Here is a 15,519-nt window from a genome sequence, read left to right as displayed (position 1 = left end):
GGCAAAATACAGGGCGGCAGCGATGCCGCCCTTTTTGTTTTGGCCGGGTGCCGCTGCGCACTGCAGCTGTGTTCCCGCCATCCGTCTGAGTACCCGATGTCCCAATCCCAACGCTCGCGGCTGCGCCGCCTGCTGCTCAAATCGTTGCCACTTGGCGCGATGCCCCTGATTCCCGTGCCTGGCCTGGCTGGCCTGGGTGGCGATGCCACGGCAGGCGCCTCCGGCCGTCCCATCTCCATGGTGTTGCCGTTCCCTCCGGGCGGCAGCGTCGATATCGTCGCGCGTCAGTTGCAGCCCGGCCTGAAGAGCGGGCTTGGCCAGACGGTGGTGATCGACAACAAGCCCGGCGCCGGTGGCCTGATTGCGTCGAGCACCGTGGCCCGGGCCAAGCCGGACGGCAGCACGCTGTTGATGGCGTTCGACACGCATGCCATCAACCCGTTTGCCTACAAGAACCTGCCCTACGACACGTTCCGCGACTTCACGCCGATCTCGCAACTGGTGCGTTTTCCGCTGGTGATCGCGGCCAACCCCTCCTTGCCCGCGTCCAACGTGAAGGAGCTGGTCGCCATGGCGCGGCAGAAGCCGGAGAGCATCCACTACGCGTCTTCCGGCATCGGCAGCCTGAACCAGCTCGCCGCAGAGGCGCTGGCTACCGAAGCCGGCGTGCGCTTTCTCCATGTGCCGTACAAAGGCGGCGGCCCGGCGGTGCAGGCCGTGCTGTCCAATGAAGTTGACGTATTCTTCTCCAGCTATGCGGCGGTGCAGGCGCATGTGGCTGCCAAGACGATCAAGCTGCTTGGCGTGACCGGCACCACCCGCCTGCGCCAGTTCCCGCAATTGCCAACCGTGGCCGAGCAAGGCTACCGCGGTTTCGAAGCCTATTCCTGGATCGGCGTGTTTGGCCCGGCCGGGTTGCCGGAGCCGACTGTGGCTCGCCTGCACGACGCCCTGGTCCAGTCGTTGCGGCAGCCGCGCGTGGTCGATGCGCTGGCCGTGCAGGGCTTCGAGATCGTGGGCGGCAGCCCGGCCGAGCTGGCCAGCCTGGTGCGCCACGAGCACGACAAATGGCAGGCAGTGGCGCGCAAGGCCAATATCCAGTTCGATTGAAGCGAGAGGGTGCGATGACGATGGAACCGCTAGACCACGCCGTGATGGTGTGTCCCGACCTTGACGCTGCGGCGCAAGCCTGGCGCGGGTTTGGCTTCACGCTGACGCCGCGCGGCTACCACACGCTTGGCTCGCAGAACCATTGCGTCATGCTGACGCGCGACTATCTTGAGCTGCTGCATGTCACCGCGCCCAGCCCGATGCGGCAGTATTACTGGGATGCGCAGGAAGCCGGGGGCGGCTGCGCGGGGCTGTCCTGCAAGAGCAGCGACACCTTCGCCGCCGCGGCGCAGCTGCGCGGTGGCGGCTGGCACACTTCGGACCCGATCGAGTTCTCGCGGCCGGTGCGGCTGGACGATGGCGCGGAGCATACCGCCACCTTCCGCGTCGCCGCGATCGACGATGCGCCGGGCGCGCGCTTCTTTATCTGCGAGCACCGCACGCCGGAGCTGCTGTGGCGTCCAGAGTGGACCACGCATGCCAACGGCGCCGTGGGCATCGCTACCATGTTCCTGGTGGTGGCGCCGTCGCTGGTGGAGGCTGCCGGGCGTGCCTACGCCGAACTGACCGGCGGCGAGATGACGCAACTGAGCGATCACATCTGCAGCCTGGCGCTGGGTGGCGCCACGCTGGTGGTGACCACGCCGCAGGCGCTGGCCGCCGCGACCGGCACCGAGCACGTGCGCCGCGCCGTGCCGGGGTATGCCGCCATCCGGCTGCGCACCAGCGACCTGGCCGCGGCCCGCCGCGGCTGGCGCGAGGCGCGCGTCGGTGCGCTCGACCTGGGCCCCGACGAGAGCCTGATTCCTGCCTCGGCGGCCGGTGGCGTAGCGCTGCTGTTCGAGCAGGCGCGCTAACGCAATAGCAATAGCGTCAAAATAACGTCAAGCGCGCCGCTCCTCCCGCTTAGCTGCCGCTCTTGGCGTGATGCACGCCGGTTGAGCCAAAGCCACCCGCGCCCCGCACGGTGTCTTCGGAGAAGACTTCCACGGTCTTGAACACGGGCCGCAGCACCGGCACGAACATCATCTGCGCGATGCGCTCGCCTGGCTGGATCATGATCGGCTCGGTGCCGGGCGCATTGCGGTTCCACACGCTCACCATGATCGGGCCCTGGTAGTCAGCGTCGATCACGCCGATCGAGTTGCCCAGCACCAGCCCTTTCTTGTGGCCCAGGCCCGAGCGCGGCGCGATAGTGGCCGCCATGTAGGGGTTGCCCATGTGCACGGAGATGCCGGCAGGCACCAGTTGCGCCGGCGTGCCCGGCTCGATGGTGAGGGCGGCGTCCAGGCAGGCGTGCAGGTCGATCGCCGCCGCCATATCGCTCTGGTAAGCCGGCAGGCCCCATTCGTGCAGGCGTGCGTCAAGCACCTTGATTTCGACGGTGGGGTTGGCTTCGAATGTCATGGCTGGTCGGTCCCGGAAAAACTAAAAACGTTGGCAACCCGAGATGATAGCCGAGCTTGGTTGCCCCTTAGTCGCCCGACAGGTCGAACGCCTGCGCCAGCAGCTCGTAGGTGCGCAGCCGCGCCGCGTAGCTGGCGGCCACGCTCAGCACCACCAGTTCGTCGGCAAGGAAGCGCTCGCGCAGGGCCAGCATGCGCTGCGCCACCTGCTCGGGCGTGCCGCAGATGGTGCGCGGGCGCTCGCGCTCGACGATCAGCCGGTCGCGCTCGCCGAGCTCGTGCTGCGCGGCCTGGGCGAGCGAGGGGATCGGTGCGTTGACGCCATAGGCCATCTGCAGCCGGCGCAGGTCCACGGCGCGCTCCAGCTCTGCCGCCTCGGCCTCGGTATCGGCGCAGATCACGAAGATGGCCGCCGCGCTGTAGGGCCGCTCGTCATAGCCCGTCTCGAAATCGCGGCGGTATTGCTGCGCGACGGCATGCCCCACATGCGGATTGATAAAGTGGGCAAAGGCAAAGCGCAGCCCCAGGCGTGCCGCCAGGGCGCCGCCGTAGTCGCTGGAGCCCAGCACCCACAGCTCGGGCCGGGTATCGATCTCGGGCTGCAGCACCACGCCCTCGGCGATATGGCCCGGCGGCACCTCGCCACGGAACAGCCAGGACAGGTCTTGCACTTGCTCCGCGAACTGGTCGCCCCGGTTGTACTGGCCCATGGCCACCGCCTGCGCGGTGCGCATGTCGCCGCCCGGCGCGCGCCCCACGCCAAGATCGATGCGGCCCGGGAACAGGGCCTCCAGCATGCGGAACTGCTCCGCTACCTTGAAGGGGCTGTAGTAGGGCAGCATCACGCCGCCCGAGCCCAGCCGGATGCGCTTGGTCACGCTGCCCAGGCGGGCCAGCATGACTTCCGGCGCCGGATTGCACACGCCGCGCAGCCCGTGATGCTCGGCGCACCAGTAGCGGGTGTAGCCCAGCGCATCCGCGGCCTGCGCCAGCTCCACGGTGGCGGCCAGCGCATCGCGTGCGTGATGGCCGGCGATGACCGGGCTCTGGTCGAGCACCGAGAGGCGCACTTTGGGTTTGCTTGCGGACATGTTCAGGGTTGGGGCCGGGTGAGGATCGAGGATGCCGGGCATTCATGCAGGCTTAACGGCGCGCGGGCAGGCGCTGGGCGATGGCCGCTACCAGGTCGCGCGCCAGCGTCAGCTTGTCGGCGCGCGGCAGGCGGGTCATGCCGTGGGCATCAAACAGCACGATCTCGTTGTCGTCCATGCCGAAGGTGTGGTGGCCGATATTGCCCACCAGCAGCGGCACGTTCTTGCGCTGGCGCTTTTGCTCGCCGTATTGCTCGAGCTTTTCGCTCTCGGCGGCAAAGCCAACGCAATAGGGTGCGTCCGGCTTTGCGGCCACGGCGGCGAGGATGTCGGGGTTCTGCACGAACTGCAGCGTCGGCGTGTCGCTATCGTTGGCCTTCTTCAGCTTCTGGCTGGCCACTTCGGCGGGACGCCAGTCGGCCACGGCCGCCACGGCGATGAACACATCGGCGCCGGGCAAGCCCGCCATTACCGCGTCGTGCATCTGCTGCGCGCTTTCCACATCGGTTCGGGCAACGCCGCGCGGCGTGGGCTGGGCCGTCGGGCCAGCCACCAGCACCACGTCGGCGCCGGCCTCGCGGGCCGCGCGCGCGATGGCAAAGCCCATCTTGCCGGAGGAGCGGTTGGTAATGCCGCGCACCGGGTCGATGGCTTCAAAGGTGGGGCCGGCCGTGATCACCACGCGGCGCCCGGCCAGCGGCTTGGGCTGGAAGAACGCGATGATATCCGCAAGCAGCTCCAACGGCTCCAGCATGCGGCCGTCGCCGACTTCGCCGCACGCCTGGTCGCCGCTGCCGGGGCCCAGCAGGGTCACGCCGTCCTTGCGCAGCTGGGCGGCGTTGCGCTGGGTGGCGGGGGCCGACCACATCTGCAGGTTCATGGCCGGCGCCACCAGCAACGGGCAGTTGCGAGCGATGCACAGGGTGGTCAGCAGGTCGTCGCACAGGCCATGCGTCAGCTTGGCGAGGAAATCGGTGGAGGCGGGCGCGACCACGATGGCATCGGCTTCGCGCGAGAGATCGATATGGGCCATGTTGTTGCCCACGCGCGCGTCCCATTGGGAGGTGAAGACCGTGCGCCCGGAGAGTGCCTGCATGGTCACCGGCGTGATGAACTGGGTGGCGCCTTCGGTCATGACCACCTGCACGGTGGCGCCGGCCTTGGTCAGCAGGCGGACCAGCTCGGCCGATTTGTAGCAGGCGATGCCGCCGGTCAGGCCAAGGACGAGATGCTTGCCTCGCAGATCCATGGATATGCTCTTCGCTTGAAGGTTGTTGTCCGGCAGTTGCGGCAGCCAGCAAGGTCTGCAACTCCCGCGCCGGAGAGTCATCAATAATACCGGCTTGCCCGCGAGTGCGTTGGCGGGCGCCGCCACGCGCTTCGAGCGTCTCCATCGGCGCTGCTTCAGCTCAACGGCTTAAGGTCAAAGGCAGTTTCACCTCCCCTGCGGGGAGGCGACCTACTTTCTTGTCTCGCCAAGAAAGTAGGCAAAGAAGGCGACCCGGATGCGGCGAAAGACTCCTCGTCGGCAAGCCAAAGAGCGGCCGGGACCCAAACTCACATCGCCTTAGGGCGATGCTCAGACATGGGTCCCTCTTTTCCGCTCTTTTGGCTTGCCGACGAGGCGCCGCATAACGGGAGATTCAAACCTTTACGGCTCGCTGCGCATCGCGCGTGGGTGATTTCCGCCTGGGGGCGGAAATCACGGCTACACCGAGTGATGCTTTGACTCTACCGCTGGTTTGCTCCCCTCTCCCACTTGTGGGAGAGGGGCCGGGGAGAGGGCGGGCGCTTCAAATGCCGCCTGCGTGCTGGACAAAACCGAAGGCTTCGCTTCAAGTGGCTCCTAGCTAAGCCCCTCTCCCCCTGAGGGGAGAGGGAGCGAAGGACGTCGTCACGATGCGCGGCTTTGGCCTGTTTGGCGGCTTCGGCTTGTGCATCAGGTTTGTCAGCGGCTTGACGCCCGCATGAAGCGGGTGCAGCTGGAACGTTGGTGCGGCCTCAATGCCGGCGAACGCGCCGCAGTTCGTCGACGATCAGCAGCACGGCGCCCACGGTGATGGCGCAGTCCGCCACGTTGAACGCCGGCCAGTGGTAGTTGCGCACGTAGAAGTCGAGGAAATCGACGACATGGCCGTACACCACGCGGTCCACCACATTGCCAATGGCGCCGCCAAGGATCAGCGAGATCGCGAAGCAGAACAGGCGCTGCCCGGTATGGCGGTACAGCATCCAGATGATGAACAGCCCCACCAGCACGCCCAGGCCGGTGAAGAACCAGCGCTGCCAGCCGCCGGCGTCTGCCAGGAAGCTGAAGGCGGCGCCCTTGTTATAGACCAGCACCAGGTTGAAGAAGCGGGTCACCGGGCGGGATTCGCCGTAGGCGAAGGTCCGCACGATGACGATCTTGAAGAACTGGTCGAGCACGATCACCAGCAGGGCGAACGCCATCCACAGCAGTGGCGTGGCGTTGCTGCCCTTCGAGCCCTTGCTGCTGGCGCGTTTGGTGCCGCGCACGGTGCGCGTGGTGGTAGCGGCCATCAGGCATGGCTCCTGTGTTCACCGGCGCCGAACAGGTTGCTGTCGCAGCGGCCGCAGAGGGTGGGATGGGCCGGGTCGCGGCCGACGTCGGCGCGGTAGTGCCAGCAGCGCTCGCACTTGGCGTGTACCGAGGGCGTCACCGTGACCAGCAGGTCGCCGCCTTCCGGCGCCGGCGTTACCTTGGCGGCGGAGGTCAGCAGCACGAAACGCAGGTCGTCGGACAGGCTCTGCAGCGCGGCCAGCACCGGGCCACCGGCCTGGATGGTGACTTCGGCTTGCAGCGAGGAACCGATCTCGCCGTCCACGCGCACCGCTTCGAGCTGCTTAGTGACTTCGGCGCGGGCTTCGCGGATCACGTGCCACTTCTGCAGCAGGTCGTCGGCCTGGTCGATCGCCGGCACCTCGTAGTAGGTGCTGGTGAAGATGGTGTCGGTGTGCTCGGTGCCATGGCCGAAGATCTGCCATGCCTCTTCCGCCGTGAACGACAGGAACGGCGCCATCCAGTGCAGCATGGCCTGCGTGATGTGGTACACCGCGTTCTGCGCGGCGCGGCGCTCTTTCGAGTTGGCCGCGGTGGTGTAGAGGCGGTCCTTCAGCACGTCCAGGTAGAAGCCGCCCAGGTCTTCCGAGCAGAAGGTCTGCAGCTTGGCGACCACAGGGTGGAACTCGTAGCCGTCGTAGTGCGACAGGATTTCCTGTTGCAGGCGGCCGGTCAGGGCGACGGCGTAGCGGTCGATTTCCAGCCATTCCGACGCCGGCAGCGCATGCTGCGCGTGGTCGTAGTCGGCCAGGTTGGCCAGCAGGAAGCGTAGCGTGTTGCGGATGCGGCGATAGCCTTCCACCACGCGCTTGAGGATTTCGTCGGAGATCGACAGCTCGCCGGAGTAATCGGTCGAGGCCACCCACAGGCGGATGATCTCGGCGCCCATCTTGTTCGACACGTCCTGTGGCGACACCGTGTTGCCGACCGACTTCGACATCTTGCGGCCTTCGCCGTCGACCGTGAAGCCGTGCGTCAGCAGCGCCTTGTAGGGCGGCTTGCCGTACAGCATCGACGCGGTCAGCAGCGACGAATGGAACCAGCCGCGATGCTGGTCAGAGCCTTCCAGGTACAGGTCCGCCAGGCGGCCGTCGGGCAGGTCGGCCGACGCGTCGTACAGGTCTTCGCGGTGGGAGCCGCGGATCACGGTCCAGTGCGTGGTGCCGGAGTCGAACCAGACGTCGAGCGTGTCGCGGTTCTTTTCATACAGGGCGGCATCGGAGCCCAGCAGTTCCTTGGGATCCAGCGTCTGCCAGGCTTCGATGCCGTGCGCTTCCACGCGCTTGGCAATCTCCTCCAGCAGCTCCGGTGTGCGCGGGTGCAGCGCGCCGGTTTCCTTGTGCAGGAAGAAGGCCATCGGCACGCCCCACTGGCGCTGGCGCGACAGGGTCCAGTCGGGCCGGTTGGCGATCATGTTGTGCAGGCGCTGCTTGCCCCAGGCCGGGTAGAACTCGGTTGCCTCGATGCCGGCGAGCGCGGTTTCGCGCAGGGTCGGGCCGTTGCTGCCGTCGTCATTGACCGGATCCACGTCCATGCCCGCGAACCATTGCGAGGTGGCACGGTAGATGATCGGCGTCTTGTGACGCCAGCAGTGCATATAGCTGTGGGTGTACTTGTGCGAGCTTGAACAGGTTGCCCGAGGCCTTCAGCACTTCGACGATCTTGGGGTTGGCATCCCAGATCTTCTGGCCGCCGAACAGCGGCAGCGTGCTGGCATAGACGCCGTCGCCCATGACCGGGCTGATGATGTCCCTGTCGTTCATGCCGTGCGCCTTGCACGACTGGAAATCCTCCACGCCGTAGGCCGGCGCCGAGTGCACGATGCCGGTGCCGGTGTCGGTGGTGACGTAGTCGCCCAGGTAGACCGGCGACAGGCGGTCGTAGCCCGCGTCCATCTTGGACAGCGGGTGGTGGAAGCGGATTTCCGACAGCGCCGCGCCGGTGGTGGTGGCCAGCACCTTGCCTTCCAGTTCGTAGATCTTGAGCTGTTCTTCGACGCGCTCGGTGGCCAGCAGCAGGAAGCCGCGCGGGGTATCGACCAGCGCGTACTCGACCTCCGGGTGCACGTTGAGCGCCTGGTTGGACGGGATGGTCCACGGCGTGGTGGTCCAGATCACGATCCAGCCGGGTTTGGCGGCGAGTTGCTCGGCCGGCACCTTGAAGGCGTGAGCCAGCTTGTCGGTCTCGGCGAAGGGGAAGCCCACGTCGATGGAAAGATCGGTCTTGTCCTTGTACTCGACCTCGGCCTCGGCCAGCGCCGAGCCGCAGTCGAAGCACCAGTTCACCGGCTTCAGGCCACGGAACACGTAGCCCTTTTCCATGATCTTGCCCAGCGCGCGCAGCTCGTCGGCTTCGTTGCTGTAGTTCATGGTCAGGTAGGGGTGTTCCCAGTCACCCAGCACGCCCAGGCGCTCGAAGTCCAGCTTCTGGCGGGCGATCTGCTCGGTGGCATAGGCACGGGCGCGCGATTGCACTTCCTGCACCGGCAGGCCCTTGCCGAACTGCTTTTCGATCTGGATCTCGATCGGCATGCCGTGGCAGTCCCAGCCCGGCACATAGACGGCGTCCAGCCCGGTCAGGCCGCGCGCCTTGACGATCATGTCCTTGAGGACCTTGTTGACCGCGTGGCCGATGTGGATGTCGCCATTGGCGTACGGGGGGCCATCGTGCAGGATGAACTTCTTGGCGCCCTTGCGAGCGGCCCGGATCTTCTTGTAGAGCTGCTTGTCCTGCCATTGCTTGACCCACAGCGGCTCGCGCTTGGGCAGGTCGCCGCGCATCGGGAAGGGGGTCTCGAGCAGGTTGACCGGGTACTTGCTTTTTCGGGCTTGGCGCGTTTGTCGTTGGACATGTCGATTCTCGGGGCAATTCAGTTGGCGCGCGGCACTAGCTCGGCTGGGTGCGGGCGCGCGGTACGGCGTGGACCGGCTGCGGAGGGTGCCGCGGCCTGGCTTCGGGTTGGGGTAGCGACCCGGGTCCCGCCGCGCGGGAACGGGGCGCTAGCTAATTCGGTCGGTGGCGGAGGTGGCGAAGTCGCGGCTGCCCGCTGCCGGGGGCGTGCCCTCGGGCGAGCCCGGCACAGTCAGGCCGAAGAAGGCGCGAGCGTCCGCGCTGTCCTTGGCAATGGCGGCGGTCAGCGCCTCCAGCCCGTCGAAACGGGCTTCGTCGCGCAGCTTCTTCATGAACTCGACCCGCACCAGCTTGCCGTAGACGTTCTGCTTGAAGTCGAACAGGTGCACTTCCAGCAGCACCCGGCCGGCATCTTCAATGGTCGGGCGCACGCCGATGCTGGCCACGCCTGGTATGGCGTGCTCGGCCAGCCCATGCACCTGCACCACGAAGATGCCGTTGACAGCCGGCCGCTTGTGCGAGATGCGCAGGTTGATGGTGGGAAAGCCCAGGTCGCGCCCGAGCTTGCGGCCGTGGACCACATGCCCGCTGATGGCATAGCCATGGCCAAGCAGGCGGCGCGCGTGTTCGAGATCGCCATCGCCCAGCGCCTGCCGCACGGCGGAGCTGGAGATGCGCACGCCGCCTTCGGAGACCGAGCCCATCTGCTCCACGTCGAAGCCGAACTGGACGCCAGCCTGTTGCAGATAGGCGAAATCGCCGGCGCGCCTGGCACCGAAGCGGAAGTCGTCGCCGACCAGCAGCCAGCGCGTATGCAGGCCGTGCCAGAGCACGTTCTCGACAAACGCTTGTGGGGATTGCGCGGCGAAGTGTGCGTTGAAGTGCTCAACGACCACGCGGTCGACACCGTTGCGGCGCAGGCTTTCCAGCTTGTCGCGCAGTAGTGCAATGCGCCTTGGCGCCTTGTCCGGCGTGAAGAATTCGCGCGGATGCGGCTCGAATGTCATCACGCATAGCGGCAGCCCGCGTGCATCCGCCGCGGCGCGCGCGCGGGCGAGCAGCGACTGGTGGCCGCGGTGCACACCGTCAAAATTGCCGATGGTGAGGGCGCAGGGCGCCCGGCTTTCGGCGTTGGGCAGGCCACGGAAGACTTTCACGAGGACGGCAACAAGCGTTTGGGTAAAGCGAGCATTATAAGGCGAATGGTGGACAAGTTTGGCCTGGCGGCGGTGGCGGGCATGCCGGCACTGGCGTTTTTGTGCACGGATCGACCCATTGACGTGGCGTTGTGCCCCAAAAGGCGGCATGATATGGCGGATCGCACTCGCTGCCCCCAGCCCTCCCTTGAACGCGCTGCTAAACCGAATCCTGCCGCCGCCAGGGCCTCCGCTCGATACCGAAACGCGGGCCAAGCTGCTGGCGACCATCCATCGCGTCTCCCCCACCGCCATCGTCGCCTCGGTGGTGCTTCCGGCATTGACCGCGATCGCCTTCTGGTCGGCCGCCGATCACAGCGCCCTGGTGGGCTGGTGCGGCGTCATGCTGGTGCTGACCGCGGCCACCAGCTGGTTCTACTTCGGCTACCTGCGCGATTGCGCCACCATGAGCCGTTCGGCGCACACGCGCAAATGGTGGGCCAATATGCGGGCGATGGCCTTCCTGACCGGGCTGACCTGGGGCAGCTCCGCGCTGCTGCATCTCTACACCGGCTCCACCGTCTTCTCCAGCGTGTTGTACCTGCTGGCGCTTGGCGTGCTGGCGGGCGGCGTCACCGCGCAGTCACCGGTGCCGTCCAACCTGGTCTATGCCGGCATCCCGATCCTGGTGCCCAATATCCTGCTGGCCGAGTACGCGTTCCCGGGACATGGCACCTATGTGCAGTTGCTGCTGGTGGTCTACGCCATCATGCTCACGCGCCATGCCCTGAACCTGCAGCGCACGCTGGTGCGGGCCATCCAGCTGGAAAGCGACAGCCGCAGGCTGGCCAAGCAATTCCAGGAGGAAAAGGAGAGGGCGCTGCATGCCAGCGAGGAAAAGTCGCGCTTCCTGGCCGCCGCGAGCCATGACCTGCGCCAGCCGGTGCATGCGCTGGTGATGCTGGTGGAGGCGCTGCGCGCCCGCAACAAGTCGTCCTCGCTCCATCCGCTGGTGGAGCAGGTGGCCGCCGGCACCCAGACCATCGACCTGCTGTTCCGTTCGCTGCTGGATCTGTCCAAGCTCGAGGGCCGCAAAGTGCTGCCCACGTTGGAGCCGTGTGAGCTGAGCCACCTGATCAGCGAGGTCATGAGCCAGTTCGCCGCCGACGCGCGCGAGAGCGGCCTGACCCTGACACCGCGCGTGCCCGAAGAGCTGTACGCCATGGCCGAGCCCGTGCTGCTGCGCCGCGCGCTGTTCAATCTCGTGCAGAACGCCCTGCGCTACACCCGGCGCGGGGGCGTGCTGGTGACCGCGCGCGAGCGCCGCAAGCATATCCGCGTGGAAGTGTGGGACACCGGGGCCGGGATTACGCCCGAGCATCTGCCGGACATCTTCTCGCCGTATTACCAGGTGCATAACCCGCAGCGCGACCCTCACAGGGCCTGGGGTTGGGGCTGGCGATCTTCAAGGAATGCGTGCGGCTGATGCGCGGCACCTATGGCGTGCGTTCCGTGCCGGGCCGGGGTTCGGTGTTCTGGTTCTCGCTGGCGCCGGTGGCGGCCGAGACCGTGGCCACCATCCGTACCGTGCGGGCCAATGCGCAGGCAGAGGACGCCAAGCCCGACCACCTGCGCGGCACCGTGCTGGTGGTCGACGACGATACCCAGATCCGCAAGGCGTGGATCGCGCTGATGGAAGCGTGGGGCATCGAGGTTGCCTGCGCCGCGCACGGCGCGGATGCCGATCGCCTGTTCCTCCAGGGACTCAAGCCGGACATCATCTTCTGCGACTTGCGCCTGCCCGGCAGCGAGAATGGCCTGGACCTGCTGGAGCGCTGGCAGAACACCCAGCCGCAGGCGCGCAGTGCGCTCTTGTCGGGCGACCTGAAATCCGCCGCGCTGGCGGCGGCCGAGGAGGCTGGCTACTTCGTGCTGCCCAAGCCGGTCGATCCGGCCGCGCTCAGGCTGCTGCTCCGGCGCTGGCTGCGGCCCGCCTGAGCCGCGCATGCCTAAAAAATGGGCCGGCGCATGACGCGCTGGCCCATTTTTTATTTGTCGCCTGCACGGTTGATCGGCTGGCGTTGCCAATGCGCGTTACTGGCGCAGGCGGAATCGCTCCATGCGCGACATGACCTGCATGCGGGTGCGCACGCCGAGCCGCTGCAAGATGGCCGAGACGTGTTCCTTGACGGTGTTTTCCGTCAGGCCGAGCCGCCGCGCGATGACCTTGTTGGGCAGGCCTTCCAGCACCAGCGCCAGCACCGAGCCCTGGCGCGGGGTCAGCCCCAGTTCCGCCGGGGTGACCGGGATGCCGTGCGCCGGCCCGAACGATTGGGCACGGCCACTGAGCGCTTCGTCCGAGGGGAAGGAGGTGTCGCCTGCCAGCACCTTGCGCACGGCGGCGGTGAATGCGTTGGCGTCCAGGTGCTTGCCGACGAAGCCACAGGCGGCGAGCGCGCGCGCGCGGCCCACGATTTCGGGCGTGGCCTCGGCCGACATAAAAATAAAGCGAGCGGAAGGTACCAGTGTCTTGAGCGCCTGCATGGCGTCGAAGCCGGTACCGTCGGTCAGCCAGATATCCAGCAGCACGATGTCAGGCCTGAGTCCTTGCTGCAGGGTATTCAACGCCTCTTTGGCGCTCCCCGCGGCGTGGACGGCGACGTCGGGCATCACTTCCGCCAAAAACGCGGTGGTGCCAGACAAGGCCATAGGATGATCATCGACCACCAACAAGGTCGGTGCAGCGTTCGACATGCGATTTCCCGTCTAATTTCCCAGTTCGTCCTTGTTGTCACTTAAAGCCGTGTTAACGGACTGCGCGTGGACGATAGCAGCCACTCTAGCAGAGCGGGCGAGGCGTCACAATCCATCGGGCGTGAGTTCACGTTGCGTATAGGCCATGCGAAATGGCGCTGCGGCGAGGGTTTCGCGTGTTTTAAGTGCCTAATGCGCTCGCTTTGGTCGTGTACTGGCCCCGGCTTGGTAGAATTGCGCGATGAAAAATATCGTTATCCTGATTTCCGGGCGGGGCTCCAATATGGAAGCCATCGTCAGCGCCTGTGCCGCCGAAGGCTGGCCGGCGCGCGTAGCGGCGGTCTTGTCCAACCGGCCAGACGCCGAAGGTCTGAAATTTGCCGCCGACCACGGCGTGGCTACCGGCGTGGTGGACCACAAGTTATATGATGACCGCGCCACTTTTGACGCGGCGCTCGCTGATGCCATCGACGCTTTCGCGCCGGACCTGGTGGTCCTGGCCGGCTTCATGCGCATCCTGACGCCGGGCTTTGTCGACAAGTATGCCGGGCGCATGCTGAATATCCATCCGTCGCTGCTGCCGTGCTTTCCGGGGCTGCATACACACCGGCAAGCCATCGAGGCGGGCGTCAAGGTCCACGGCGCCAGCGTGCATTTCGTCACGCCCGAGCTCGATCACGGCCCCGTTATCGTCCAGGCCGCGCTTGACGTGCTGCCGGACGACACGCCCGAGAGCCTGGCCACGCGCCTGTTGCCGTGCGAACACGTTATCTACCCGCGCGCTGTGCGCTGGTTTGTCGAAGGCCGGCTGCGCGTGCATGCCGGCGTAGTCCGGGTCGAACCACCCGAATCCCAGCTGTTTACGGCCTTTGCTGCCGCTACGGAGGTGCAGTCATGAGCCGCAATACCGCAGGGGCGCGTCAGCCCGTTCGCAACAAGAACAAGGATCACAAGGGCACGCCCATTCGCCAGGCCCGCTCGCGCGACGCGCACGACAGCCAGGCCCCGCAGCAAGGCCGCGGGCCCCATGGCGGCCTGCATGCCGTCCATATCCAGCACATCGACCGCCTGCTGGGCAAGGTGCTGATGTTCACGCGCCCGTCCGACGTGGTGGTGAGCTACTACTTCCGCGAAAACCCCAAGCTGGGTCATCGCGAGCGCGGCATCATCGCGGAAGCCGTGTTTGCCGTGCTGCGCCGGCGCGTGGAGTTTGCGCAGTTCGCCGCCAGCGGCACGGGTGCTTCGCAGCGCCGCCTGGCCCTGCTGGGCCTGGCCGCCACGCTGGGCCGCGACGTGCTGACGCCGTTCCTGTTGCCAGAAGAGGGCGAATGGCTCGATCGGCTGACCACGATCGAGCGTTCCAGCCTGGCGCCGCGCGTGCGCGCCAACCTGCCCGAATGGCTGTTCGACCAACTGGCCGCGCGCCACGATGAAGCCTTTGTCGAAGCGCTGGGCGATGCCTCGGCTGCGCCCGGCGCCGCTGGACCTGCGTGCCAACCTGGTCAAGACCACGCAGGAGGCCGCGCTGGCCGAGCTGACCACCGCGGGGCTGAAGGCCGAGGTGACGCCGATGGCGCCGTCCGGCATCCGCCTGGCCGGCAAGCCGGCGCTCAACCAGCTGCCGGTGTTCGTCAACGGGCTGGTCGAAGTGCAGGATGAAGGCAGCCAGCTGCTGTGCAACCTGGTCGCGCCCAAGCGCGGCGAGATGGTGGTCGATTTTTGCGCGGGCGCGGGTGGCAAGACGCTCGCCCTGGGCGCGCTGATGCGCTCCACCGGCCGCCTCTATGCGTTCGACGTGTCCGAGAAGCGCTTGTCCAACCTCAAGCCGCGCCTGGCGCGCAGCGGGTTGTCCAACGTGCACCCCGTGCTGATCGACTCCGAGCACGACGCCAAGATCAAGCGCCTGGCCGGCAAGATCGACCGCGTGCTGGTGGATGCGCCTTGCAGCGGCCTGGGCACGTTGCGGCGCAATCCGGACCTGAAGTGGCGCCAGTCGCCGCAATCGGTGCTGGAGCTGACCGTCAAGCAGGCGGCCATTCTCGAATCCGCCGCGCGCCTAGTGAAGGTGGGCGGGCGCGTGGTCTACGCAACGTGCAGCGTGCTGGAGGCCGAGAACGAAGGCATCGTGCGTGGTTTCCTGGCCTCGCACCCGGCCTTCCGCCTGGTGCCCGCCGCACAGGTGCTGGCCGAGCAAAAAATCACGGTGCCCGGCTTGCCGGAGGATGCCGAGATGTTGGCGCTCTACCCGCACCTGCACCAGACCGACGGCTTCTTCGCCGCCGTGCTGGAGCGCGTCAGCTAAAGCCGGATCCACCAGGCGGCCGCGCCAGGGGAAGCATCCCCGTGGCGCCGGCCGACTGGCGAATTTCCCGCGCTGGGGCCGTCCGGTCCCAGCCGCCTTTCCCGTCCCCCTTCTTTTGCCACCCGCCATCCCGGGCAGGCATGCAATTCGCCTGCGCCGCTCGGCCTGCGCGCGCGCCGCGAGGACGCTGTACGTCGGCAGTATGGCCGCTATGTGTTGATACGCGGGTCTTGATGGACTAAGCCTTCTGGGCGACTCCTCATACTTTGTGGCGCGCGGGCAGGCCCGT

Annotated in this window: 9 protein-coding genes and 3 pseudogenes; 5 read left to right on the top strand and 7 right to left on the bottom strand. The window is 66.9% G+C overall.

What is annotated here, in order from left to right:
- Window positions 1-96: 96 nt before the first annotated feature.
- Together OMK73_RS24570 and OMK73_RS24565 are read left to right on the top strand one after the other, a co-directional pair.
- Window positions 97-1,110: a Bug family tripartite tricarboxylate transporter substrate binding protein gene (locus OMK73_RS24570; RefSeq protein ID WP_267604309.1), complete on the top strand. Its 1,014-nt coding sequence runs from the start codon at window positions 97-99 to the stop codon at window positions 1,108-1,110.
- Between the two features lie 14 nt (window positions 1,111-1,124).
- A complete protein-coding gene (locus tag OMK73_RS24565; RefSeq protein ID WP_267604308.1) occupies window positions 1,125-1,967 on the top strand; it encodes a VOC family protein in 843 nt (280 codons plus the stop codon).
- Window positions 1,968-2,016: 49 nt separating this feature from the next.
- Here OMK73_RS24565 and dut read toward each other — a convergent pair whose 3' ends face one another.
- The 6 genes and pseudogenes from dut to OMK73_RS24535 form a co-directional block, all read right to left on the bottom strand.
- The gene (gene dut / locus OMK73_RS24560; protein WP_267604306.1) at window positions 2,017-2,517 is read right to left on the bottom strand and encodes a dUTP diphosphatase; all 501 of its coding nucleotides are present in this window, start codon (window positions 2,515-2,517) and stop codon (window positions 2,017-2,019) included.
- 67 nt (window positions 2,518-2,584) lie between these two features.
- Entirely contained in the window at window positions 2,585-3,607 is a 1,023-nt protein-coding gene (locus tag OMK73_RS24555) for an LLM class flavin-dependent oxidoreductase (RefSeq protein WP_267604305.1), read from the bottom strand.
- Window positions 3,608-3,659: 52 nt separating this feature from the next.
- The gene (gene coaBC, locus OMK73_RS24550; RefSeq protein ID WP_267604304.1) at window positions 3,660-4,856 is read right to left on the bottom strand and encodes a bifunctional phosphopantothenoylcysteine decarboxylase/phosphopantothenate--cysteine ligase CoaBC; all 1,197 of its coding nucleotides are present in this window, start codon (window positions 4,854-4,856) and stop codon (window positions 3,660-3,662) included.
- 752 nt (window positions 4,857-5,608) lie between these two features.
- Window positions 5,609-6,148 (bottom strand): signal peptidase II, encoded by a 540-nt coding sequence (gene lspA / locus OMK73_RS24545; protein WP_267604303.1) that lies wholly within the window; start codon window positions 6,146-6,148, stop codon window positions 5,609-5,611.
- Window positions 6,148-9,039, bottom strand: a pseudogene (gene ileS, locus OMK73_RS24540) (isoleucine--tRNA ligase). The gene lspA and the pseudogene ileS overlap by 1 nt, the downstream one beginning before the upstream one ends.
- Before the next feature lie 148 nt (window positions 9,040-9,187).
- Complete coding sequence (locus OMK73_RS24535) at window positions 9,188-10,195, bottom strand: bifunctional riboflavin kinase/FAD synthetase (RefSeq protein WP_267604302.1); 1,008 nt, start codon at window positions 10,193-10,195, stop codon at window positions 9,188-9,190.
- Window positions 10,196-10,343: 148 nt separating this feature from the next.
- On the opposite strand from OMK73_RS24535, the pseudogene OMK73_RS24530 reads away from it, so the two are divergent.
- Window positions 10,344-12,172: pseudogene (locus OMK73_RS24530) on the top strand (hybrid sensor histidine kinase/response regulator).
- A gap of 96 nt (window positions 12,173-12,268) precedes the next feature.
- On the opposite strand, the gene OMK73_RS24525 reads toward OMK73_RS24530, so the two are convergent.
- Window positions 12,269-12,928, bottom strand: coding sequence for a response regulator (locus tag OMK73_RS24525; protein ID WP_267604301.1), 660 nt, complete (start codon window positions 12,926-12,928; stop codon window positions 12,269-12,271).
- Window positions 12,929-13,169: 241 nt separating this feature from the next.
- On the opposite strand from OMK73_RS24525, the gene purN reads away from it, so the two are divergent.
- Complete coding sequence (gene purN, locus OMK73_RS24520; protein WP_267604300.1) at window positions 13,170-13,826, top strand: phosphoribosylglycinamide formyltransferase; 657 nt, start codon at window positions 13,170-13,172, stop codon at window positions 13,824-13,826.
- Window positions 13,823-15,230: pseudogene (locus tag OMK73_RS24515) on the top strand (RsmB/NOP family class I SAM-dependent RNA methyltransferase). Before purN ends, OMK73_RS24515 begins: the two are co-directional and overlap by 4 nt.
- The last annotated feature ends 289 nt before the right edge of the window (window positions 15,231-15,519 follow it).

Source organism: Cupriavidus sp. D39 (genome assembly GCF_026627925.1).
Lineage (GTDB): Bacteria > Pseudomonadota > Gammaproteobacteria > Burkholderiales > Burkholderiaceae > Cupriavidus > Cupriavidus ulmosensis.
This window is presented reverse-complemented; position numbering and strand designations above follow the sequence as displayed.